Raw genomic sequence first — 22,202 nt, 5'->3', positions numbered from 1 at the left:
CGACCATGCCCCTCGCACCCGCGCCGCGCTCGCTCTGCGCCGCCTGTCGGCGGCCGGAGCGCGGCTTCGGCTGGTTCGACCCGACATCGTCGAGGCCGCCGCGGCCCTCGGTCTCCTTCTGCTCCATCACCTGCCAGGGCTGGTGGGTGCGCTTGGCGCGGCGGTCCACCGCCATGGTTGACCTCACCGAACACGAGCGCGCTGCCCTCCGCGCCGCCATGCGGGCCATGGCCGAGGTCATGGCCGAGATCGGCTGGACCACGGCGCTGAACGCGCTCTCGGAGCAGCAGGTGCTGACGCTGGCGGAGGTCGCGGTCGGCGCCTTCCAGGACGCGATGCGCGCCTCCGCCTCCACAGCGTCGCCGGAGGTGCCGTTCTGATGGCGGAGCACAGCCTCGACTTCAACCATCGCCCGAAGCCGCCGACAGCCGCGGAGGCGATCAACGCCCTGATCGACACCGCGCTGGTGGCGGAGAACGGCACCCGGCCCCGCCGGGACTACCTCGGCGGCTCCCGGCTCGGCGACCCTTGCGTCCGCCGGCTGCAGTACGAGTTCCTGGACGTCCCGCGCGACCCGGAGACCGCCTTTTCGGGCCAGACGCTGCGGATCTTCGCGGTGGGGCACGTCTTCGAGGACCTCGCCATCGGCTGGCTCCGCCGCGCCGGCTTCGACCTCCGCACCCGCAGCCGCGCCGGCGAGCAGTTCGGCTTCTCGGTCGCGGCCGGCCGCGTGCAGGGCCACATCGACGGCGTGGTCGTGGCAGCGCCAGCCTCCGCCCAGAGCGTCGTCGCCGTCCCGGCGCTGTGGGAATGCAAGTCGGCCAACGCCCGCAACTGGAAGGAGATCGTCCGGCGCGGCGTCGCCGCGGCCAAGCCGATCTACGCGGCGCAGGTCGCGCTCTACCAGGCGTACATGGGCCTGACCGAGGCGCCGGCCCTGTTCACCGCGGTGAACAAGGACACCGCCGAGCTGCACCACGAGCTGGTGCCCTTCGACGGCGCGCTGGCCCAGGCCACCAGCGACAAGGCGGTGCGCGTCCTGCAGGCCTGCGACGCCGGCGAGTGGCTGCCGCGCATCGCCGCCGAGCCCGATCACCCCGAATGTGCGCGCTGCCCCTGGCGCACGCGGTGCTGGTCATGAGCGCCGCCGAGGTGAACCCGCCGATGCCGGTCGCCCCCGATCCCGCCATGGTCGCGGCCTATGCCGAGATGGTCTTCGGCTGGTGCGAGGGCTGGGTCGCGGTCCGGGCGCTGGCCGAGAAGGGCGGGCCCGACCGCGCGCCGCACACGCCCTTCCTGCCCGCCGATGGCGAGCTGCCGGCGAAGCTCGCCGTGCAGGCGCGCTGGGCCGCCGAGGCGGGCATGGCGCTCTACGTCATCCCCGGCACGGTCGTCGCACCCGGCCAGGCCAGCGCCGAGCACATCGTGCAGATGCAGGTGGTGCTGGTCGATCTCGACGGCGGCGACATCGCCGCGAAGCGGGCGCATCTGGTCCGGCACCTCGGCCCGCCCAGCCTCGAGGTCGCCTCCGGCGGCGTCACGCCGGAGGGCCAGGCGAAGCTCCACCTCTACTGGCGGCTCACCGAGCCGGCCACCGGCGAGGACCTGGCCACGGTGTGCCGGCTGCGGCACGCGATCGCGGTGAAGGTCGGCGGCGATCCGGCCTTCCGCTCGGCGCACCAGCCGATCCGCGTCGCCGGGTCTGTCCATGCCAAGGGCGGGCAGCCGAGGCTGGTCGCCATCCTCTCCTCGGGCGGCGCGGACCGCGACCTCACGGAGTTCGCCGAGGCGGTGCTCGCCATGCCGCCCCTGGCGGGGGTGGGCAGCGAGGTGGCGCCGGACCCGGCGGAGGACCCGCTCGACTTCAACGGCGCCGGCCGCGGCGAGGTGACCGAGCTCTTCGCCCAGGTGGTGCGCGAGGGCGGCGCCGATGGCCTCACCCGCTTCGAGGCGCTCTCCCGCATCATCGGCTACTGGATCCGCCGCTGCCAGGACGGCTTCGTCACCGCGGCCCAGGCTTGGCAGGAGATCCAGGACTACAACGCCGCACGGATCAGCCCGCCCTGGCCCGAGGACCGGCTGCGCCAGGAGGCGGAGCGGCTGTGGCGCCGCGCCGAGGCCAGTCACCCCGGCACAGGTGCAGGCGAGCCCGACCAGGCCGTAGCCGAGGGCGATGGGCCGGGCGACGATGGCCCGCTGCCGGTCGGCTTCACCGAGGACGCCCTCGCCGCCGCGTTCAGCGCGCAGCATGGCGAGGACTGGCGGCATGTCGCGGTCTGGGGCGCCTGGCTCACCTGGACCGGAACGCGCTGGGAGCGCGAGGGCACGCTGCGCGCCTTCGACCTCGCCCGCCACGTCTGCCGCGCCGCGGCCAACCGCGCCAACAACGCCAGGGTCCGCACGAAGCTCTCCCAGGCCGCAACCGTCGCCGCCGTCGAGCGCCTGGCGCGCGCCGATCGGCGCCACGCCACCACCGCCGAGGTCTGGGACCGCGATCCCTGGCTGCTGAACACCCCGGCCGGCGTCGTGGATCTGCGCAGCGGCGCGCTCGCCCCGCACGACCGCGCCCTCTGCATGACCAAGATCACCACCGCCGCGCCCCGGGGCGACTGCCCGGCTTGGCTCGCCTTCCTCGCCCAGGTCACGGGCGGCGACGCCGAGCTGCAGGCCTACCTCCGCCGGGTGGTCGGCTACGCGCTCACCGGCGTGACCACCGAGCACGCGCTGTTCTTCCTCTACGGCACCGGCGCCAACGGCAAGTCGGTGTTCCTCAACACGCTCACCGCCCTCCTCGGCGACTACGCCACCGTCGCGCCCATGGACATGTTCATGGCGACCAGCGGCGAACGCCATCCGACCGACATGGCCGGGCTGCGCGGCGCCCGCATCGTCACCTCGATCGAGACCGAGCAGGGCAGCCGCTGGGCCGAGAGCAAGCTCAAGGCGCTTACGGGGGGCGACCGCATCACCGCGCGCTTCATGCGGCAGGACTTTTTCGAGTTCACCCCGCAGTTCAAGCTGCTGGTCGCGGGCAACCACAAGCCAGCGATCCGCAATGTCGACGAGGCGATGCGGCGGCGGCTGCACATGGTGCCGTTCACGGTCACCATCCCGCCCGCCCGGCGCGACAAGCGCCTGCCCGAGCGGCTGCTCGCGGAGCGCGACGGCATCCTCGCCTGGGCGATCGAGGGCTGCCTCGAATGGCAGCGCGTCGGGCTCCGCCCGCCCGCCACCGTGCTCGCCGCCACCGACGAGTACTTCGAGGCGGAGGACGCGCTGGGGCGGTGGATCGAGGAGTGCTGCGAGCGCGGCAGCCAGCACAGCGAGGCGACTGCGGCCCTCTACGCGTCGTGGAAGGCCTGGGCCGAAGCCAGCGGCGAATTCGTCGGCTCGATCAAGCGCTTCTCGCAGACGCTGAGCGCGCGCGGGTTTTCGCCCCACCGCACCAGCGCGCAGCGCTGCTTCATCGGCCTGCGCCTGCGCGCGAACACAACCCATTCCGAAATCGAGATGGAGTTCTGAGCGATGACCGATTGTGACGGATTGACGCGTCACTCCCCTATTGATGCCCTCGCGTGCGCGCGCGCGCGTGAGCAGTCAATGGAAAAACCCGCCGCAATCGTCACCATGCGTCACGGAAGCCTGCTCGCCCTCGACCTCGGCAGCTCTCTCGGCTGGGCGCTGCGGCTGCCGGATGGCAGCATCGCCTCCGGCACCGCCGCCTTTCGGCCCGGCCGCTTCGAGGGCGGCGGCATGGGCTGGCTGCGCTTCCGCCGCTGGCTGGACAGCATGGGCTCGAGCGCCGGCCCGCTCGGCAGCGTCGTCTTCGAGGAGGTGCGGCGGCACGCCGGCACCACCGCCGCCCATGTCTATGGCGGCTTCCTCGCGCACCTGACCGCCTGGTGCGAAGGCGCCGGCGTCCCCTACCAGGGCGTCCCGGTCGGCACGATCAAGCGCTTCGCGACCGGCAAGGGCAATGCACCGAAGGAGGCGGTGATCGCCGCCATGCGGGCGCGCGGCTTCGCGCCGGCGGACGACAATGAGGCGGATGCCCTCGCCCTGCTGCTGTGGGCGATCGACGCCCGGGGCGGTGTGCAGTGAGGCTGCCCGGCGCGCCGGCGCTGCCGCGATGCCCCCTCGGCCGCGAGCCGAGCCCCGCCAACCCGGCCGACCTCGAGGCCATGCGCCGGCGCGTCTGGCGCGAGCAGGGCGTCGTCGCCCTCCGCCTCGAGGACATCGCCGATCCCTGGCTCCGCCAGGCCCTCACCAACGAAGCGACGCGGCGCTGGGGGCCGCGCACAGGAGGCCCGAGCCATGGCCGGTAAGCGCAAGAAGAAGGCCCGCACCCGGGAGGAGAGCCTCGCCCTGCCGAGCCGGTGGCGCCTGCAGCATGGCGGCTTCAGCGAGCCCGTCCGCGAGGCCGATCCGGAGACCGGCGCGCCCGTCCTCCATCGCCGCGCCATCGACACCCTTGGCCTGATGCTCGCCAACGGCACCATCACCCAGGAGATGCACGATGCGGGCGGCTGCTTCCGGGTGCTGTTCCGGCGCGCCGCGCTGGACGGCATGGTGCGCGCCTCCCTGCTGCGCCTGCCAGGCCGGACCGCCGACGCGCTGTCCGAGCGCGCCATGGACGCGCGACGGCGCGTGGCCGAGGCGCTCGACGCGCTGGGCGGTCACGACAGCGCCGCCGGCTCCTGCGCCTGGCACGTGCTCGGCCTCGAGATGTCGGTGCGCGAGTGGGCGACGCGCCAGGGCTGGGGAGGGCGGCCGGTCTCGCCGCCGCAGGCGCAGGGCATGCTGGTCGCAACGCTCGGTGTGCTGGCGGGGCACTTCGGCCTCGTGCCGCGGACGAGGGCGGCGTGACGGCCGCACGCCGTGACCCGGCTTCGGAGCGAAAACAAAGGAACGCCTGCGCGGAAATGTCGCGTTGCGCCCTGGAATCCGTCTGTCCTATCCTGCGGCCAACTTGAAGATGCGCGAGCGCGAAGCGGCCGACCAGCCACAGCGTCGCTCGATCGAGACAGTGGCTCGCGAGCCGCAGGGTCCTTCCTGGGCCTGGCGTATGCGGGAAGCGGAAGCGCGCGACTTCGCTAGCGCCAGGCCGAAAACATGGTTCGCGGTTCGCACCACACGGCCCTGATCTCAATCGTTTAGCTGCGAACCGTGGCGGCGCGAGGCTCGCGCCGGCCGCGCGCACGGTTCGCACCACCCTGATCCCGGATGGCCCGATGACGCTCCCCTGGATGGCGGCGAAGATCCTGCTGCGCCCGGTGGCGGAGCTGCGCGCCCACCCCGGCAATGCCCGCGTGCACGGCGCCGCGCAGCTCGAGCAGATCAAGGCCAGCATGCTGGCCTTCGGCTTCACCAACCCGCTGCTGGTGGACGAGGCCGGCGTGCTGATCGCCGGTCATGGCCGGCTCGAGGCGGCGGTGGCGCTCGGCATCGAGCGGGTGCCGGTGATCGTGCTGCGCCACCTCTCGCCGGCGCAGAAGGACGCGCTCCGGCTCGCTGACAACCGCATCGCCGAGAACGCGACCTGGGACCAGGCGCTGCTGCGCGAGGCGCTGGCCGGTGTGCAGGCCGCGGCGGAGATCGACGTGGCCATGCTCGGCTTCTCGGCGGACGAGCTGACCGCAATCCTCGCGGCGGCGGATGCGGCCGTCACCGATGGCGATGCGCCCGAGGAGGCAGATCAGCCGGAGGCCAGCGGCGGTGGCGCGCCCGGCGCGACGGACACGGACGAGGCGCCGGCGGATGATCCCGCCGATGCCGAACCGGACCCGCCGCGTCAGGCCGTCACTCGCCCGGGCGATCTCTGGCTGCTCGGCGACCACCGTCTACTCTGTGGGGACTCCACCGACGCTGCCTCGGTAGCTCAGGTCATGGCCGGCGACCGCGCGGCGCTGCTCTTCACCAGCCCGCCCTACGGGAACCAGCGCGACTACACCACCGGTGGCGTGTCGGACTGGGATGCCCTGATGCGGGGCGTGTTCGGCGCCATGAGCGAGGCCCTTCAGGCTGACGGCCAGGTGCTGGTGAACCTCGGCCTGATCCACCGCGACGGGGAATGGCTGCCCTACTGGTCCGGTTGGCTCGACTGGATGCGAGCGCAGGGCTGGCGGCGGTTCGGGCTCTACGCCTGGGACCAGGGCCCCGGCCTGCCCGGTGACTGGAACGGCCGCCTCGCCCCGGCCTTCGAGTTGGTGTTCCACCTCAATCGCCAGCCGCGCCAGCCCAACAAGATCGTGCCCTGCAAGTGGGCCGGCACCCCGAACAAGGGTAGCGGCCTGCGTGCCGCCGACGGCGAGGTGAAGGCCTACACCCACATCGGCCTGCCGGTGCAGGAGAGCCGGATCCCGGACAGCGTGCTGCGGATCACCCGCCACAAGGGCCGCGGCATCGAGACCGAGCACCCGGCGGTGTTCCCGGTCGCGCTGCCGGAGTTCCTGATGCGGGCCTACACGGACGAGGGCGAGGCGGTGTTCGAGCCCTTCGCCGGCTCCGGCACTACCCTCCTTGCCGGTCAGCGGATCGGCCGGCAGGTGCGGGCTATCGAACTCGCGCCGGCTTATGTCGATCTGGCCATCGCCCGCTGGCGCCTGCTGCATCCGGACCTGCCGGTGACGCTGGCGGAGGACGGGCGGGATTACGACGCCATCGCCGCGGCGCGTGCGGAGGCCCTGGCCGATGCAGCCTGATCTGCAGGTCACCACGCTGGGGGTGGCGGCGCTGATCCCCTACGCCGAGAACGCCCGCACCCATTCCGAGGCGCAGGTGGCGCAGATCGCCGCCTCGATCGCCGAGTTCGGCTTCGTGAACCCGGTGCTGGTCGACGCCGCCGGCGTCCTGGTGGCCGGCCACGGCCGGGTCATGGCGGCCAAGCGCCTCGGCATGGCGGCGGTGCCGGCGATCCGCCTTGCCCACCTGACCGAGGCGCAAGCCCGGGCCCTGCGGCTGGCGGACAACCAGATCGCGCTCAACTCCGGCTGGGACGAGGCGCTCCTGGCGGCCGAGATCGCCCGCATCCGCGACGAGGCGGCGGTGGACCTCGACGTCCTCGGCTTCTCAGGGATGGAGCTCGACCGGCTGCTGGCCGCGGCCGACGCCGGGCTCGGCGAAGACGGCGCCGACGACGCCCCGCCGCCGCCCGCCGTCCCGGTCACCCGCGCGGGCGACCTCTGGCGCTGCGGCGAGCACCGCCTGCTCTGCGGCGACGCGACCAGGTTAGATGACGTGCAGCGGGCGCTCGGTGCCGATCGCCTCGCCGACATGGCCTTCACGGACCCGCCCTACAACGTCGCCTACCGGGGCGGCACAGCGGCCAGGATGACCATCGCCAACGACGCGCTGGGCTCTGGCTTCCTCGACTTCCTTCGCCCGGCGCTGGCGAACCTGCTCTCGGTGACGAAGGGCGCCTGCTACGTCTGCATGTCCTCGTCCGAGTGGCCGACGCTGCATCGCGCCTGGCAGGAGGCCGGTGGGAAGTGGTCGAGCACCATCATCTGGGCGAAGAACACCTTCGCGCTCGGCCGCGCCGACTACCACCAGCAGTTCGAGGCGATGCTCTACGGCTGGAAGGCAGGCGCCCAGCACTACTGGTGCGGCGCCCGCGACCAGGGCAACGTCTGGCACTTCGACAAGCCGGCGCGGAACGACCTGCACCCCACCATGAAGCCGGTGGCGCTGGTGGAGCGCGCGATCCGCAACAGCAGCAAGCAGCGCGACACCGTGCTCGATCCCTTCGGCGGCTCCGGGACGACCATGATCGCGGCGGAGCGCACCGGGCGGCGCGCCGTGCTGCTCGAGCTCGATCCCGCCTACGCCGACGTCATCGTCCGGCGCTGGCAGGAGGCCACCGGGGAGGCCGCCGTCCTGGACGGCGAGGACCGCACCTTCGGCGACATCGCCGCGGCCCGCGGCGTCGGCGAAGCTGGGATGACCGAGAAAGCCCAATAAGAGCAATCATCTGACGCTGCATGTTGCTTGGCTCGGGCGCGCCGCAGCGCGAATGGTCCGTCACGCGATGAGCAGGACGGAGAGCCCGATGACCAAGCGCGAAGCCAACCAGCAGCGGAGCCTCGAGGCCTTCCTGGCCAAGAAGGCCGAGTTCGATGCGCTGCTCGCGGAGTTGCAGCAGGCCAGCGCGGATCACTTCGGCGCCGATCCCGAGGCGGTGCTCTGGGGCGAGACCGCCTGGCTCGCGGACGCCGCCGCGAAGCTGAAGGACATCGCGGACCAGCACTTCAAGCGCGGCGAATACGCCGGCTGATGCGGTCGCCACCCGCATGGCCCCGACCGGGTGGCGCCCGGCGGGGCTCGGGGCGGTAGCACCCGGCTGGTCGGGTGCCGGACCGAGGACCCCGAGGATGAAGCTCACCGAGACGCAGATGGCGATCCTGGCCGCCGCCGCGCGGCACCCCGAGCACCTGGCCTACCCGCCCGAGCGCCTGCCGGCCGCGGCGCGGCAGGCGGTGGCGAAGGCGCTGCTGAAGAACGACCTGGTGATCGCGGTGCACCGCCCCGCCTACGATGCGCAGGCCCTCTGGATGGTGGATGGCGACAGCGTCTTGCTGAAGATCACGGACGAGGGACTGCGCGCCATCGGCATCGACCCGCAGGGCGCCGCACCGGCCCCGGACGCGGCGCCCAAGGGCGCACCGGAGGCGCCACCGCAGGCCAACCCCGCCGGCGCCACCGAACCCACCCAGGCCGCGCCTGCGGCGCCGGACGACGCCACCCGCGCGGAGGACCTTGCCCTGCTCGACCAGGCCCTCGCGGCGCCAGGCCCCGCGCCGCGGGGCAGCCTGCGCGATGCCGCCGCGGCGGTGCTCACCGCCTGGGAGGACGCGACCAACCGCGACACCGACATGATCGGCGCCCTCGAAGGCCCGATGGCGCGTCTCCGCGCCGCCCTGGCCGGCAAGCCGGCACGCATGCCGCGCGAGCCCGGAGCGCCGCGCAAGCCGCGCGAGGGCACGAAGCAGGAGCAGGTGCTGGCCATGCTGCGTCGGCCCGAGGGCGCGACGGTGGCGCAGATCGCCGAGGCGACCGGCTGGGCGCCGCACACGGTCCGCGGCTTCTTCGCCGGGCTGAAGAAGCGCCAGGGGATCGCGGTCGAGGTGCTGGAGCGGGTGCGCCAGGTCGGGCCGAACAAGGAGGGCGCCCGCGGCTCCTACACGGTGTACCGCATCGCCGGGTGACGCCCCGCAGAACGGCTCAGGGCTCGCGGCGCGACGGCAGCGGGCCCTGATACTTCTCCCAGGGCTTCGGTTTGGGCTTCGGCGGATCGAGCGCCAGCAGCATCTCCGACAGCTCCCATTGCTGGCGCTTCGCCGCTTTCAGTACATCGACCAGCACCTTCCGCGCGTCATCCACGTAGAGCCGAACCACCCGCGGCGTGCCAACGCCACCGTCCGCCATGGCCATCGCGTAAGCGGTCGCCATCACCATCTTCTCGGGATCCTTCGGCGACATCCCGCTTCTCCGCTGATGTCGCGGCGATGATGCGCCGCGTGCCCCGTGAGACGCACGCAGAATGCGCGGTGCCGCGCGATCACATACGCCGGCGATCCTCCCGGCGCGCCGTCAATCCAACCTGACGAGGCCTGCATCATCGTCGCGCGCGGCGGGAGGTCGCCGCCATGCCCGAGATGACCCCATCGAACCGCGAGGCGGCCCGCCGCATCGGCATCAGCGAGACGGCGCTGCGCAAGGCCGAGGGCAGCGGCCGCATCGTCCGCGAGCCGGATGGCCAGTGGGATATCGACAAGACCCGCCGCCGCCTGGTGGAGACCGCGGATCCGCACCGCTCCCCGCTCGCTGGCGGTTCGGGTGCCGAGGGCACGCCCTATGCCCGACTGAAGGTCGCGCAGCTCGCCCTCAAGGTCGAGGCGCAGCGGCTTGCCCTCGATGAGAACAAGCGCCGGCTGCTCGATGTGGCGGAGGTCAACGCCACGATCGACGAGATCGCGGGCGCCATGCGCGACGCGCTGCTGAACTGGCCGGCCCGCGTCTCCGGGCTGATTGCCGCCGAGCTCGGCGTCGACCCGCACCTGCTGCAGACGGTCCTGCAGGGGCACATCACCGACCTGCTTTCGGAGGCGGCCGATCGCTTCGATCCCCCAGGCCTCGGAGATCGGGCCCAGGACCCGTGACCATGTCCGGCGCCGGGCGGGCTCCATGCTCCGTCCGCCGCCGCAGCTCAGGGTCTCGGAATGGGCGGAACGGCACCGCATCCTCGGCAGCCGTGCCTCCTCGGAACCCGGCCCTTGGCGCACCAGCCGGACCCCGTACCTGCGCGAGGTGATGGACGCGCTCTCGGCGGTGCACCCCGCCCGGCGCGTGGTGTTCATGAAGGGCGCCCAGGTCGGCGCCACCGAGAGCGGCAACTGCTGGCTCGGCTACATCCTCCACCATGTGCCGGCCCCGGTGCTCGCGGTGCAGCCCACCGTCGAGCTGGCCAAGCGCTTCTCGCGCCAGCGCATCGACCCCTTGCTGGAGGAGACGCCGGCGCTCAAGGAGCGCGTCGCGCCCGCCCGCGCCCGGGACAGCGGCAATACGCTGCTGTCGAAGGAATTCCCGGGCGGCATCCTGGTGCTGACCGGCGCGAACAGTGCGGTCGGGCTGCGCTCGATGACCGCGCGGTTCCTCTTCCTCGACGAGGTGGACGCCTATCCCGGCGACGTCGAGGGCGAAGGCGACCCGATCGCGCTGGCCGAGGCGCGGGCGCGGACCTTCGGCTGGCGGCGCAAGGCCTTCCTGGTCTCGACCCCGACCATCGCCGGCCGCAGCCGGATCGAGCGCGAATACGCTGCCTCCGACCAGCGGCGCTATTTCGTGCCCTGTCCCCACTGCCAGGAGATGCAGTGGCTCAAGTTCGAGCGCCTGCGCTGGGAGAAGGGCGACCCGCGCTCGGTCCGCTACCACTGCGAAGCCTGCGACGAAGGGATCGAGGAGCACCACAAGACCGCGATGCTGGCCGGCGGCGAGTGGCGCCCCACGGCGGAAGCGCAGGACCCGCACACGGTCGGCTTCCACATCTCCGCACTCTACTCGCCGGTGGGCTGGCTCTCCTGGGAGCAGATCGCCCGCGACTGGGAGGCGGCGCAAGGGAAGCCCGAGGACCTGAAGACCTTCAAGAACACGGTGCTCGGCGAGACCTGGCAGGAGCAGGGCGAGGCGCCGGACTGGGAGCGCTTGGTCGAGCGGCGCGAGGACTTCCGGATGGGCATCGTCCCGCCAGGCGCGCTGGTGCTGACGGCGGGCGTGGACGTGCAGGACGACCGGCTCGAGTGCGACGTCTGGGGCTGGGCGGAGGGGTTCTCCTCCTGGCTGGTGGACCACCTGGTCATCCCCGGCAGCCCGCGCGAGCGGGAGCCGTGGGATGCGCTGGCGAAGCTGCTCGCCAGGGACTGGCCGCGCGAAGGCGGCGGCACCATCCGCATAGCCAAGGCCTGCGTCGACACCGGCGGGCGCGACACCGCCGCCGTCTACGGCCATCTCCGCCGGCTGCGGGACCCGCGCATCGCGCCGACCAAGGGCGTCGAGGGCTGGAACCGGGCGCAGCCGGTGCAGGGTCCGACACCGGTCGATGCGCTGGTCGATGGCCGCAAGCTCCGCCGCGGCCTCAAGCTGTGGACGGTGTCGGTCTCGACCTGGAAGGCCGACCTCTACCGCCGGCTCTGGCTCGGCCGCGGCGACGCAGAGGAGTTCCCGCCCGGCTGGGTGCATCTGCCGCAGGGCATCGAGGCCGAGTGGGTGAAGCAGCTGGTCGCCGAGCAGCTGCGCACGGTGAAGGACCGCCGCGGCTTCGCCCGGCAGGAATGGGCGAAGCTGCGCGAGAGGAATGAAGCGCTGGACTGCGCCGTACTGGCGCGTGCCGCGCTCTGGCTGCTCGGCGCCGACCGCTACGGCGAGCGTTTTTGGGCGCAGCTGCGCGAGCAGGTCGCCAACGCCCCACTCCAACCGAGCGAGCTTCCCACCGGCGGGAATGTCGCTCCCCCATCACCGCCACCGGTCGCGACCGACACTCATCGCCCGCGTGGCTGGCTCGCGCCGCGCAGCGGCTGGCTGCGCTGACCTGGAGAACCCCATGACCGCCATCGTCCCGGTGCGCACCAGCATCGCCGCCGGCCAGGCGCTGAGCGGACCCGTCGCCAGCGTCGGCTACGGCGTCTGCCTGCTGCTGCTGCCCGCCGCCTGGACCGACGCCCCGCTCACCCTGCAGGGCTCGCTCGACGAGGGGGAGCCCGCCGGCTGGGCGGATCTCTACGACCATCTCGGCAATGAGTTGGTGCTGGCCGCCGCCGCCGGCCGGGCACTCACCCTGCCGCCCACCCTTCTGCTCGGCTGGCGCTGGCTGCGGATGCGCTCCGGCCTCGCCGCTGCGCCGGTGAACCAGGTGGCGGAGCGCCTTCTCACCCTCGGCATCCGGCCCCTGGCATGACCGCGCTGTTCCAGCACTACCTGCCGCCGGCGCCGGCGATGCTGCCCCACGTCTCGGGGCGCTTCTACGCCTCGCAGCATGCGCGCGCCGTCGGCGGCGCGGTCGCGATGACGGCGAACCGGCTGTACTGCGTCCCTTACGTGCTGGCGCGTCCCGGGCTGTTCTCGGCCATGGCTGTCAGTGTGACGACGGGCGCGGCCGGACTCCTGCGTATGGCGCTCGCGGCGGACAATGGTGCCGGCCGGCCGGGAGCGGTGATCGAAGAGCCGGTGGTGGACGCCGACACCGCCGCCACTGGCAACGCACTCTGCCCCTTCGCGCAGCCGCGCTGGATCTCGGCCGGCATCTGGTGGCTGCTGCTGTGCTTCTCCGGGGTTCCCTCGGTACGCGGTACCAGCACGCAGGCGTTCAGCGGCGGGAACACGCTGCTGCTCGGCTCGGCCGCGGCGGATGGCGGCGCCGGCGGTGGCACGACCGGCAGCGAGAACGGGTTCTTCGCGGCGCTGACGCACCAGGCCGGTGTGCCGATCATGCCGAACCCGCCCACCGGGCTGTCCTACCTGGTCAACGCGGCGACACCGCTGCCGACGTTGCGGGCCGCGTGATGGATCCGACTGTTCTCGCGTGGGCGCTGGCGCAGCCGGAGGGGAGCCGCGCCGCGGCGCTGGCGGCCGCCTACACGGGCGGCACGACGCGCGTGAGCTTCGACGGGCGGACGGTGGAGTATCGCAGCCTCGATGAGCTTGGCCGCGCGCTGGCCGTGCTGCGCGGTGCGGAGATGAGCGCAACGCGCCGTCCCTCCGTGACACTCGCTAGCTTCTCGCGGGAGAGAACCGGGTGATCCGACGCCTCCGCGATGCATGGCAGGTGCTGCGCGGCTATGCCGCGGCACAGGACCAGCGGGCGTCCGCCTGGGCGCCGTCTGGCGGTAGCCCCAACGCCGAGGTCGGCCTGGCGGCAACGACGGTGGCGCGGCGCGCGCGTGATGCGGTCCGCAACGATCCCTATGCCAGCCGCATCGTCGATCTGTGGACCGGAAACGCGGTCGGCGCCGGCATCACCACGCGCTGGCCCGACGACGCGCATGGCCGCGCCTGGCAACGCTGGGCGGAGAGCACCGCCTGCGACGCCGAGGGGCGGCTGGACCTCTACGGCCTGCAGGCGCTGGTCATGCGGGCGGTGGTCGAGAGCGGCGAGTGCTTCGTGCGCTTCCTGACGGTGTCGCCATCGCTCACCAACCCGATCGGCCTACGCCTGCAGGTGCTGGAGAGCGATCACCTCGACACGGCGCGGACCGGCACGGTGGACGGCACGCCGACCATCCAGGGCATCGCCCTCGGCGAGGCGGGCGCGCCGGTCGGCTACTGGCTGCATCGGGTCCACCCCGGCGCGGCCTGGATCCTGCCGGGTGCGACCTGGCAGAGCAGCGAGCGGATCCCTGCGGCCGAGGTGCTGCACATCTACCGCAAGCGCCGCCCCGGCCAGCTGCGTGACGTCTCCTGGCTGGCTCCTGTGCTGCTTCGGCTGCGCGACCTCGGCGACTACGAGGCGGCGCTGCTGATGAAGGCCAAGATCGAAGCCTGCCTCGCAGCCGTGGTCACCGAGGAGGGCGATGAGGCGCTCACCGGTGCGGCGACCGGCCTGCTCCGCGACGCCCAGGGTCGGACGGTCGAGAGCTTCGAGCCGGGGATGATCCTCTATCGCCGCGGCATGGGCAGCGTCGAGGTGGTGAACCCCTCCGGCGGCGGCAGCCACGCCGCCTTCGCCCGACGCGCCCTCGAGGCGGCCGCGGTCGGCGCCGGCCTCACCTACGACCAGGTCTCGGGCGACCTGACCCAGGCGAACTACTCCTCGCTGCGGGCCGGCAAGATCGAGTTCCGCCGCCTCTGCGAGCAGGTGCAGTACGGCATGCTCATCCCAATGCTCGTGCGGCCCATCGCGGACCGCTTCCACGCGCAGGGTGCGCTGCTCGGGCTGTGGGGTGCGGAGCTGCCGGACGGCGTCAGCCACGTCCCGCCGGCGCACGAGATGATCGACCCGCTGAAGGACACTACGGCGCTGATCGCCCAGGTGCGCGCCGGCTTTGTGCCGCAGCCGGAGGCGGCCGGCGCCTTCGGCTACGACTTCCGCGCCGCCGTGGAGATGATCCGCGAGGCCAACGCCCTGCTGGACGAGGCGGGCATCTCGCTCGACACCGACCCGCGCCGCGTCGCGAAGTCCGGCGCCGCCCAGGACGCCGCGCAGATGGCCGCGGTCGAGATCGCCGCCACCGGCGCAGCGGCGCCACCCCGAGACACAGCACCCCAGGGCTGAGCATGACCGAGACCACCGAACCGGGCGGCAGCGATGCCACGCCGGAGCCGGCAGCTGCGCCCACCGCGGCGGACGTTCCGCTCGTGGCGCAGCGTGCCATCACAGCGCCTGCCACCGTCGATCGTGCCGCGCGCACCGTCGAGGTGGTGTGGTCCACCGGCGCTCGCGCGCGGAACTTCGTCCCGGCCCTCGGCCTGATCACCGAGGAGCTGGAGATGTCGCCCAACGCGGTGCGCATGGAGGCGCTGCGCTCCGGTCGCGCCCCGGTGCTCGATACCCACCGCCGCGGTGGCGCGCGCGACGTGCTCGGTCGGGTCACCGCCGCCCGCCTCGAGCGCGGGCGCGGCTATGCCACGCTGCAGTTCAGCACTGCCGCCGACGTCGAGCCTGTCTGGCAGCGCATCGCTGACGGCACGCTGCGGGCGGTGAGCGTCGGCTATCGCGTGCACCGCTACGAGCCGCGGCCTGATCCGGCCACCGGCGAGACCGTCCACCGTGCGGTGGATTGGGAGCCCTTTGAGATCTCCGTCGTGCCGGTCCCGGTGGACCGGGATGCGGCGGTGCGTGGCGAGGCGCCGCAGGGCGCGCCAGCCATCGCCATCGAGCCCGCCCTGCCTGACGAGGAACCACCCATGCCCGAGACGACGCCGGCCGAGCCGGCTGCTGCCCCGTCGGCGCCGCCTGCCGCGTCGCCGTCCACCGCCCCGTTCCAGGAGACCACCGTGACCACCAGCCCCGCGCCGACCACGCCGCCCGAGCCGACCCGCGCCGCGCCCGCACCGGCCGTGCCGGCGATCGACCTCGAGGCCGTCCGGGCCGAGGCCGAGCGCGCCGCCGCCGAGCGCATTGCCAGCTACGAGCCGGTCCTCGCCGCTGCCCGCGGCCTGCTCGCCGCGGACACCATCGACGCGCTGCGCCAGGCCGCCATCCGCGAGCGTGTCAGCCCCGAGGTGCTGCGAGGCCGCCTGTGGGACGCCTTCACCCAGACGCAGACGAGCCGCCCGACGCTCCCGGCCCGCCCCGAGACCGGCCCCGGCCACGACGACCCGGCGCAGATCCTCGACGCCATGGCCGAAGCGCTCGCCGCCCGTGCCATGCCCGGCTACCAGCCGCAGGGTTCGGGCCGCCATGCCGAGTTCATGGGCTGGCGCCCCTCCGACATGATCGGCGAACTGCTGCGCGCCCGCGGCGCGCGGAGCGTGCCCCGCAACCCGACGCTCCTCGCCGAGCGCGCCTTCCACACCAGCTCCGACTTTCCGCTGCTGCTGGCTGCCGCTGCCAACAAGATGCTGCTCGCCGCCTACCAGCCGGCGCAGCCGACCTACCGCCAGATCTTCCTCCGCCGTGACTTCCGCGACTTCAAGCCGCACCGGCACCTGCGCATTGGCGACTTCCCGACCCTGCTGCCGCTCGCGGAGAACGGCGAGATCCAGGTCGGCACCATGTCCGAGAGCCAGGAGATCGTGCTCCTGCAGACCTTCGCGCGGCGTATCCGCGTCACGCGACCGATGCTGGTGAACGACGATCTGGGTGCCTTCACCGACTTCGCCGCCGCGATCGGCCGGCGCGTCGCCGAGTTCGAGAACGCCACCGCCTACAACCTGCTCAACAGCGCCAATGGTGACGGTCCGACGCTGACCACCGGCAGCGCGCCCGTATTCGCCACCGGTGCGGCGCGCGCCAACAAGGCCAGCACCGGCACGGTGCTCGACACCACGACCATCGGCGCCGGCCGCACCGCCATCATGAAGCAGCGCACGCTGGACGGGCTGCCCATCTCGATGGGCCAGACCATGCGGCTGCTGGTGGGGCCAAACCTCGAACTCGCCGCGCGCCAGGCGACGGTGGTGGTGCAGGCGAACGAGATCGGCAAGGCGAACGTCTTTGCCGGCTTCGTGCAGCCGGTGATCGAGCCGCTGATCCAGGCGAACCGCTGGTACCTGTTCTCCGACCCGGTCGCCGCGCCGGTCTATGTCTACGGCTACCTCAATGGTGCCGAGGGGCCGCAGGTCACGACCGGCCCGGTGCAGGGCGCCGATGGCGTCGAGGTCAGCGTGATCTTCGACTTCGGCGTCGGCGCCATCGACTGGCGCGGCGCCTGGTTCAACCCGGGCACCTGATCCCGCCGCTTCCTTCCTCCCCATCCGCATCGCGCCAGGGCGCCGCCGGACGGGTTCCCATCGCAGCAGGCTGCGATGGGGTCCCGGAGAGTCGGTCGGCGCCCTGCGCGCTTTCAGGAGACCCTCCCATGCGCAACTGCATCCGCCCCGACGCGCGCTCCATCCCGATGGTGGTGCCCTATGCCGGCGGGATCCTCTCCGGCCAGGGCATGCTGGTCGGCGCCTTCTTCGGGGTGGCGGCGTCCGACGCCGCCCAGAACGCCAGCGTCGACTGCGAGACTCGCGGCGAGTTCGAACTGACCAAGGAGCCCTCGCTGGCCATCAGCCAGGGCGCGCGGGTGTTCTGGGACAACACCAACCGCCGCATCACCACTACCGCGACCGGCAACTTCCAGGTCGGCCTCTGCACTGTCGCTGCCCTGGCGGCCGATGCCACAGTGCGCGTGATGCTGGCCCGCGTGCCGGCGAGCGGCGCATGAGCGGCGATCCGAAGCTCAGCCGGGGCTATCGAAACCGCAACCCCGGCAACATCGAGCACCTGCCCACGAACAAGTGGCTTGGCCTCGAGACGCCGCCCTCGGACGGGCGGTTCTGCCGCTTCCGGTCGCACCAGCACGGCATTCGCGCGCTGGCCCTGCTGCTGCAGAGCTACCAGGACCGGCACGGGCTGCGCACGGTGCGCGGCATCGTCGCGCGCTGGGCGCCGAGCGCCGAGAACGACACCCGCGCCTATCAGGCGGCGGTCGCCGCGCGGCTCGGGGTCGGGCTCGACGACCCGATCGATCTGCACGACGCGGCCACCATGCGCGGGCTGGTCGAGGCGATCATCCGCCATGAGCTCGGCGGCATGCCCTACGCGCCGGAGACGATCGCGGAGGGCCTGCGCATGGCGGGGCTGGTCCAGCCCGGCCTTGCCCACAGTGGGACGGTCCGGGCCGCCGCGGGCTCGGTGGTCGCCGGCGTCACGGCGGCGGCGGTGGTCGATGCGGTCACCACGCTGGCGCCGCATGGCGAGGGCCTGGCTTCGGTCCTGCGGGCGCTCGGCCCCTGGGGCGTCGCCGCCGCGGTGATCGGCGTCGCGGCCTGGACCATCCACCAGCGGCTGCAGCGGCAGCGGGAGGTCACCCGATGACGGACCATGATCGGGAACTCGGCACCATCGTCACCCGCCTGACCGAGATCGAGCGGCGCCTGGCCGAGGGTGACAAGGACATGCGCGAGCTGACCCGCACCGTCACCGAGCTGGTCAAGGCAATGGCCGGCCTGACGGCGCGGCTGTCGCTGGCGGCCGCCGGCCTGCCGGGCGCATCGCCTGCAATCCCGGCCACGGGCGCGGCCGCAGCCGGCGGCATCGTCGGCGCCGCGGTCGGCGCGAAGCTCGCCTCCTGGCTCGGGCTCGGCTGACCCGTCATGGGCGTGTTCGACGATGCGCTGGCGGTGCTCGCGGCTGATCCGAACCTCGGCGTCGAGGCGACCTACCGTGCCGCCGGCACCGGCGCGCCCGTGTCCCTCCGCATCCTGCGCTCCAGCCCCGATCGCGTGGTGGACGCCTTCGACACGCCGGTGCTGCGCGCGACCGACGTCCTGACGGTCGCCATCGCTGCCCTGCCGGCGATCGAGCCCGGCGACACCTTCGCCATCGGTGCCGACCTGCTGACGGTGGACAGCGCCGAGCGGGACGCCGCCGGGGTCGCCTGGCGCGTGCTCTGCCGGCGGTAGGCCGTGCGGCTCACCGCCATCGTCGGCGATCTCCGCAAGGCGCTCGCCGAGGAGGTCCGCGCCGGCGAGCGCGCCGCCTCCCGCGTCGTGCGTTCTGAGACCGACGCACTTAAGGGGGAACTGCGCAGCCAGGTCACGGGCTCGCTCGGCGGCAAGGCGCGCGGCATCGCCAATGCCTGGCGCTCGCAGGTCTTCCCGCGCACCGGCGTGTCGCTGCGCGCCGCCGGTCTGGTCTGGAGCAAGACCCCGCTGGTGATCGACGCCTTCGAGCGCGGCGCGCTGATTAGGCCCAAGGGCGGCGGGCGGTTCCTGGCGATCGCCACCGGCTTCAACGCCGCCCGCGGCTGGCGCGGCCGCGGCGACAAGGGGCTGCGCGTCACGCCGGCGCAGATGGTCGCCTCCGGCCAGGGCTTCCTCCGGCCCTTCCGCTCCGGCCGCGGCTTCGTCTGGTGCCTGCCGCTGCGCCAGGGCGCAGCAACGGGCCGACGGCGGCGGACCCGCCTCATCGCCGGCGGCGTGGCTGAGGTCGGCACCGCCAACCGCAAGGGCCGCGAGGCCTGGGCCCGCGGCCTGCTCGAACAGGGGATGGTGCCGATGTTCCTCCTGCTGCCGCAGGTGAAGCTGGCCAAGCGGCTCGACGTCCGCGGCGCCTCCCTGCGCGCCCTGCGGCGCCTGCCGCGGCGTTTCGCGGCGGCCTGGGAGGCCGAAGCCGGGAGGTCCGCGTGAGTGTTCGCGAGACGGCCCTGGCCGCCCTGTACGCCCGCCTGGGCGCCGCCCTGGCCGCGCGGAACCCGGCCCCGAAGGTCCTCCGCAACGAGACCGTGCCCCAGCGCCTGCCGCCCGGCGGCCTCGTCGTGGTGAGTGACGGCGAGACGGTGGAGGAGACGCCGATCCTCTCGCCGCTCGCCTGGGCGATCGAGCATCGCGCCGAGGTCGAGGTCGTCGCGGCCTCGGGCGCGACCCTCGATGCGCTGCTGGTCGACATCGCCACCGCGATCGCCGGCGATCGCACCCTCGGCGGGGCGGTCGAGTGGGCGCAGCCCGGCGCGCCGACCTTCGACGATGCCGAGACGGAGGGCGCCGCCGCGGCGCGCGCCGCCTCCGTCCCCGTCACGCTGTCCTTCACCGTCGCCGGCTCGCCGCTGGCCTGATCCCGCTCCCGGAGACGCCCCATGCCCCGTGCCATCGGCGCGAACTCGCGCCTGCTGATGATCCCCGAGGTCACCTATGGCACCGCCCCGGGCGGCAACTGGCGGCGCGTGCCCTTCCTCTCCTGCAACCTCGGCGCCGAGCAACCGTTGCTCGACGCCGACGTCATCGGCCTCGGCGGCAATCGCGACCCCGCCGCGCCGTTCTTCGACACGGTGACGGTCGAGGGTGACGTCGTCGTGCCGGTCGACCTGATCAACATCGGCCACTGGCTGCGGCTGCTGCTCGGCGCGCCCACCACCACCGGCACCAATCCGAACTTCACCCACACCTTCGGCTCCGGCGCGGCGACGCTGCCCTCGCAGGCGATCGAGATCGGCTATCCCGACGTGCCGAGCTACGACGTCTGCGCCGGCGTGCGAGCGGATGCTCTGGAGATCGACTTCTCGCCGACGGGGCCGGCCACCGCGACGATCAAGCTCATTGCGCAGGGCTCGACGCGCTCGGGCTCCTCCTCGGGCGGCACGCCGGTCTCGGCGGCCTACACCGCCTTCAACAAGGCGCAGGGCTCCATCTCTCGTGCCGGATCCGCGCTCGCGCAGGTCACGGGCGCGCGGCTCACCTACTCGAACAGCGTCGAGGCCGTGCGCACGATCCGTGCCGACCGCAAGATCGAGGGCGCGGATCCCGGCATCGCGCGCGCCACCGGCCAGATCACCGCGCGCTTCGCGGACACCACGCTGCTGACGCAGGCGCAGAACGGCACGGCGGCGGAGTTCGCCTTCGCGTTCACCATCGACGCCAACCGCAGCCTCACCTTCACGCTGCACGAGGTGTACCTGGCGCTCGCGAAGACCCCGATCGAGGGGCCCGCTGGCGTCGAGGCGAGCTTCGAGTTCAGGGCTGCCTTTAACGCGACCGCGACGCGCATGATGACCGCCGTTCTGAAGAACCAGCAGGCGGGGACGGAGTATGCGTGAGCCTTCGCTCAGCCGCGCCGGCCGAGGACCTCCGGCAGATCCATCGCACCATGCACGATGCGCAGGATGACGGGCCGCTCCTGCGGCCGCGCCTCATACACGATGACATAGCGGAACCGCGGCAGGGCAACGAAGCGCACCGGCAGCGGAGCGAGGTCCTCGCGCACTGCGCCGCTCTCCGGGTGGCGGCCGATGCGTTCTGCCGCGCCGAGCACAGCATCCCGAAGGGCGCGCGCGGCGGCGGGCTGTTCCTGCGCGATCCAGCGCACCGCCTCGGTGAGCTCCCGCTGCGCCCGCGGCGTGAGCCGCGCGCGAGGCGCCGATCTCTCCAAGGTCAGTGGCCGCTGCGCGCGTCGAGCTTCCCCTCCGCCTCGGCGATGATGGCATCGAGCTCCACCGCCACCTCGTCGATCTCGACGTAGCCCTGCTCCTCGCCCTCCCGGCGCGCATCGTCGAGCGAGCGCAGGAAGGCCTCGCGCTGCTCCTCGCGCGTCTTGAGCAGCTTGAGCGCCGCGTCGATCACCTCCTGCGGCCCGTTGTAGCGGCCGGTCGCCATCGCCGACTGGGCGATGGCCTCCTGCTCCTCGGTCAGCCGAACGACCGTCATCGCAATCTCCTCAGCCCAAGCTGTCCCAGCCAACGCCCGGGCGCGGACCCATGTTTCCCTCGGAGGCCACCTTACCATGCTCACCCTGGACCTTCCCACCGAGCCGTACTGGCTCGACCTCCCGCGCGGCGTCCGCGTCGAGATCCGACCAGTGACCACCGCGGTGATGGCCGCCGCGCAGGCCGCCGCCGCACGCCGCCTCGCCGCGATCCGCGTCGCGGACCCGGACCTCGACCCCGACATGTCGCGCGGGCTCTCCTTCGCCTTCCTGGTCAAGGCGCTGGCCCGCCACGCCGTTACCGCCTGGGAGGGCGTCGGCGACACCGGCGGCAAGCCGCTGCCGCTCTCGCCCGAGGCGGTCGAGCGGCTGATGGACCTCGACGACATCGCCGCCGCCTTCTGGGATCGCGCCACCGCCCCCGTCGCCACGGTGGCCGCCGAGGGAAACGGCTGAGGGCCCGCGCCGCCTGGCACTTCGGCCGCGGGCCCGAATACTGCCGTGGCTGTGCTGCCCTCGGCCGCGACTGCGCCGATGCCTGCCCCTACGCCGCGCACACCCCCGCCAGCGTTGAAGGGCACGCCTGCTGGGCGGCGGGCACCACCTGCGCTGCGGTCACCATGGCCGGCCTGACCCTCGACACCGCCGGCGCGCTCGCCGCGGCGCGCGATCTCGGCGCCACCGGCTGGGCCGCCGCCGAACTGCTGCTCGCCATCCGCATCGGCATGGCCGAGGGCGCCACCGCTCACCGGGACGGGGAGGGAAAGCCGCATGGCTTGTAACTGGTGTCCCTGCCGGTGCGCCCTCTTTGGCTAGGGTGGCGCGGCGGTCGCTGGGAGAGGGTCGCCGCACATGGTTTGGGGTCTCT

At 73.1% G+C, this 22,202-nt stretch carries 29 protein-coding genes; 26 read left to right on the top strand and 3 right to left on the bottom strand.

The features are described from left to right. The first annotated feature begins 5 nt into the window (after window positions 1–5). From FHS88_RS20725 to FHS88_RS20720, 10 genes are all read left to right on the top strand, one after another. On the top strand, window positions 6–380 hold the full coding sequence (locus tag FHS88_RS20725; RefSeq protein WP_246419422.1) for a DUF6511 domain-containing protein: 375 nt from the start codon (window positions 6–8) through the stop codon (window positions 378–380). Beyond that, window positions 380–1,141 (top strand): hypothetical protein, encoded by a 762-nt coding sequence (locus tag FHS88_RS03490; RefSeq protein ID WP_184481395.1) that lies wholly within the window; start codon window positions 380–382, stop codon window positions 1,139–1,141. Before FHS88_RS20725 ends, FHS88_RS03490 begins: the two co-directional genes overlap by 1 nt. Beyond that, window positions 1,102–3,522 carry a phage/plasmid primase, P4 family gene (locus FHS88_RS03485; RefSeq protein WP_202614864.1) on the top strand — a complete coding sequence of 807 codons (2,421 nt, stop codon included), beginning with the start codon at window positions 1,102–1,104 and terminating at the stop codon, window positions 3,520–3,522. The genes FHS88_RS03490 and FHS88_RS03485 overlap by 40 nt, the downstream gene beginning before the upstream one ends. A 105-nt stretch (window positions 3,523–3,627) precedes the next feature. Further along, a complete protein-coding gene (locus tag FHS88_RS03480) occupies window positions 3,628–4,101 on the top strand; it encodes a hypothetical protein (protein WP_037301628.1) in 474 nt (157 codons plus the stop codon). After that, complete coding sequence (locus tag FHS88_RS03475; RefSeq protein WP_184481393.1) at window positions 4,098–4,325, top strand: hypothetical protein; 228 nt, start codon at window positions 4,098–4,100, stop codon at window positions 4,323–4,325. The genes FHS88_RS03480 and FHS88_RS03475 overlap by 4 nt, the downstream gene beginning before the upstream one ends. Beyond that, window positions 4,315–4,866 carry a hypothetical protein gene (locus FHS88_RS03470; RefSeq protein WP_135468456.1) on the top strand — a complete coding sequence of 184 codons (552 nt, stop codon included), beginning with the start codon at window positions 4,315–4,317 and terminating at the stop codon, window positions 4,864–4,866. Before FHS88_RS03475 ends, FHS88_RS03470 begins: the two co-directional genes overlap by 11 nt. 365 nt (window positions 4,867–5,231) lie before the next feature. Continuing rightward, window positions 5,232–6,701: a site-specific DNA-methyltransferase gene (locus FHS88_RS03465; RefSeq protein WP_184481391.1), complete on the top strand. Its 1,470-nt coding sequence runs from the start codon at window positions 5,232–5,234 to the stop codon at window positions 6,699–6,701. Beyond that, entirely contained in the window at window positions 6,691–7,959 is a 1,269-nt protein-coding gene (locus FHS88_RS03460) for a site-specific DNA-methyltransferase (RefSeq protein WP_184481388.1), read from the top strand. Before FHS88_RS03465 ends, FHS88_RS03460 begins: the two co-directional genes overlap by 11 nt. A gap of 88 nt (window positions 7,960–8,047) precedes the next feature. Beyond that, on the top strand, window positions 8,048–8,272 hold the full coding sequence (locus FHS88_RS03455; protein ID WP_176559886.1) for a hypothetical protein: 225 nt from the start codon (window positions 8,048–8,050) through the stop codon (window positions 8,270–8,272). A 97-nt stretch (window positions 8,273–8,369) separates the two neighbouring features. Continuing rightward, window positions 8,370–9,203, top strand: coding sequence for a DUF3489 domain-containing protein (locus tag FHS88_RS20720; RefSeq protein ID WP_229678128.1), 834 nt, complete (start codon window positions 8,370–8,372; stop codon window positions 9,201–9,203). A gap of 16 nt (window positions 9,204–9,219) precedes the next feature. On the opposite strand, the gene FHS88_RS03445 is transcribed toward FHS88_RS20720, so the two are convergent. Beyond that, on the bottom strand, window positions 9,220–9,477 hold the full coding sequence (locus FHS88_RS03445) for a hypothetical protein (RefSeq protein WP_099096616.1): 258 nt from the start codon (window positions 9,475–9,477) through the stop codon (window positions 9,220–9,222). Between the two features lie 167 nt (window positions 9,478–9,644). Here FHS88_RS03445 and FHS88_RS03440 point away from each other — a divergent pair, with 167 nt between their 5' ends. From FHS88_RS03440 to FHS88_RS03375, 14 genes are all read left to right on the top strand, one after another. Next, a complete protein-coding gene (locus tag FHS88_RS03440) occupies window positions 9,645–10,157 on the top strand; it encodes a hypothetical protein (protein ID WP_099096615.1) in 513 nt (170 codons plus the stop codon). A 25-nt stretch (window positions 10,158–10,182) separates the two neighbouring features. Next, window positions 10,183–12,081: a phage terminase large subunit family protein gene (locus FHS88_RS03435; protein ID WP_184481386.1), complete on the top strand. Its 1,899-nt coding sequence runs from the start codon at window positions 10,183–10,185 to the stop codon at window positions 12,079–12,081. Between the two features lie 13 nt (window positions 12,082–12,094). Then, window positions 12,095–12,448 (top strand): hypothetical protein, encoded by a 354-nt coding sequence (locus tag FHS88_RS03430; RefSeq protein ID WP_184481384.1) that lies wholly within the window; start codon window positions 12,095–12,097, stop codon window positions 12,446–12,448. Beyond that, window positions 12,445–13,053: a hypothetical protein gene (locus FHS88_RS03425; protein ID WP_184481382.1), complete on the top strand. Its 609-nt coding sequence runs from the start codon at window positions 12,445–12,447 to the stop codon at window positions 13,051–13,053. The genes FHS88_RS03430 and FHS88_RS03425 overlap by 4 nt, the downstream gene beginning before the upstream one ends. Then, window positions 13,053–13,289 (top strand): phage head-tail joining protein, encoded by a 237-nt coding sequence (locus FHS88_RS03420; protein ID WP_184481379.1) that lies wholly within the window; start codon window positions 13,053–13,055, stop codon window positions 13,287–13,289. Before FHS88_RS03425 ends, FHS88_RS03420 begins: the two co-directional genes overlap by 1 nt. After that, entirely contained in the window at window positions 13,286–14,761 is a 1,476-nt protein-coding gene (locus FHS88_RS03415) for a phage portal protein (protein WP_338146383.1), read from the top strand. The genes FHS88_RS03420 and FHS88_RS03415 overlap by 4 nt, the downstream gene beginning before the upstream one ends. A gap of 2 nt (window positions 14,762–14,763) precedes the next feature. Beyond that, entirely contained in the window at window positions 14,764–16,881 is a 2,118-nt protein-coding gene (locus tag FHS88_RS03410) for a prohead protease/major capsid protein fusion protein (protein WP_184481377.1), read from the top strand. 128 nt (window positions 16,882–17,009) lie between these two features. Then, window positions 17,010–17,360, top strand: coding sequence for a DUF2190 family protein (locus tag FHS88_RS03405; protein ID WP_109873289.1), 351 nt, complete (start codon window positions 17,010–17,012; stop codon window positions 17,358–17,360). After that, complete coding sequence (locus tag FHS88_RS03400; protein ID WP_184481375.1) at window positions 17,357–18,013, top strand: structural protein; 657 nt, start codon at window positions 17,357–17,359, stop codon at window positions 18,011–18,013. The genes FHS88_RS03405 and FHS88_RS03400 overlap by 4 nt, the downstream gene beginning before the upstream one ends. Continuing rightward, entirely contained in the window at window positions 18,010–18,285 is a 276-nt protein-coding gene (locus FHS88_RS03395; protein ID WP_184481373.1) for a hypothetical protein, read from the top strand. Before FHS88_RS03400 ends, FHS88_RS03395 begins: the two co-directional genes overlap by 4 nt. Window positions 18,286–18,291: 6 nt before the next feature. Beyond that, on the top strand, window positions 18,292–18,600 hold the full coding sequence (locus FHS88_RS03390; RefSeq protein WP_184481371.1) for a head-tail joining protein: 309 nt from the start codon (window positions 18,292–18,294) through the stop codon (window positions 18,598–18,600). 3 nt (window positions 18,601–18,603) lie between these two features. Beyond that, window positions 18,604–19,326 (top strand): DUF6441 family protein, encoded by a 723-nt coding sequence (locus FHS88_RS21175; protein ID WP_184481369.1) that lies wholly within the window; start codon window positions 18,604–18,606, stop codon window positions 19,324–19,326. Continuing rightward, entirely contained in the window at window positions 19,323–19,751 is a 429-nt protein-coding gene (locus tag FHS88_RS03380) for a hypothetical protein (protein WP_184481367.1), read from the top strand. The genes FHS88_RS21175 and FHS88_RS03380 overlap by 4 nt, the downstream gene beginning before the upstream one ends. 21 nt (window positions 19,752–19,772) lie before the next feature. Then, window positions 19,773–20,729, top strand: a complete 957-nt coding sequence (locus FHS88_RS03375) for a phage tail tube protein (RefSeq protein ID WP_184481365.1) — start codon at window positions 19,773–19,775, stop codon at window positions 20,727–20,729. A gap of 8 nt (window positions 20,730–20,737) precedes the next feature. Here FHS88_RS03375 and FHS88_RS03370 read toward each other — a convergent pair whose 3' ends face one another. Both FHS88_RS03370 and FHS88_RS03365 read right to left on the bottom strand, forming a co-directional pair. Continuing rightward, entirely contained in the window at window positions 20,738–21,061 is a 324-nt protein-coding gene (locus FHS88_RS03370) for a type II toxin-antitoxin system RelE/ParE family toxin (RefSeq protein ID WP_184481363.1), read from the bottom strand. A 2-nt stretch (window positions 21,062–21,063) separates the two neighbouring features. Then, window positions 21,064–21,336 carry a type II toxin-antitoxin system ParD family antitoxin gene (locus FHS88_RS03365; protein WP_184481361.1) on the bottom strand — a complete coding sequence of 91 codons (273 nt, stop codon included), beginning with the start codon at window positions 21,334–21,336 and terminating at the stop codon, window positions 21,064–21,066. A gap of 76 nt (window positions 21,337–21,412) precedes the next feature. Here FHS88_RS03365 and FHS88_RS03360 point away from each other — a divergent pair, with 76 nt between their 5' ends. Together FHS88_RS03360 and FHS88_RS03355 are read left to right on the top strand one after the other, a co-directional pair. Continuing rightward, window positions 21,413–21,790 carry a hypothetical protein gene (locus FHS88_RS03360; RefSeq protein ID WP_184481359.1) on the top strand — a complete coding sequence of 126 codons (378 nt, stop codon included), beginning with the start codon at window positions 21,413–21,415 and terminating at the stop codon, window positions 21,788–21,790. A 164-nt stretch (window positions 21,791–21,954) separates the two neighbouring features. After that, window positions 21,955–22,116, top strand: coding sequence for a hypothetical protein (locus FHS88_RS03355; RefSeq protein ID WP_184481357.1), 162 nt, complete (start codon window positions 21,955–21,957; stop codon window positions 22,114–22,116). The last annotated feature ends 86 nt before the right edge of the window (window positions 22,117–22,202 follow it).

Source organism: Neoroseomonas alkaliterrae, from assembly GCF_014199195.1.
GTDB lineage: Bacteria > Pseudomonadota > Alphaproteobacteria > Acetobacterales > Acetobacteraceae > Neoroseomonas > Neoroseomonas alkaliterrae.
Note: the sequence above shows the minus strand (reverse complement) of the source record. Positions and strands in the feature narration are given on the sequence as shown.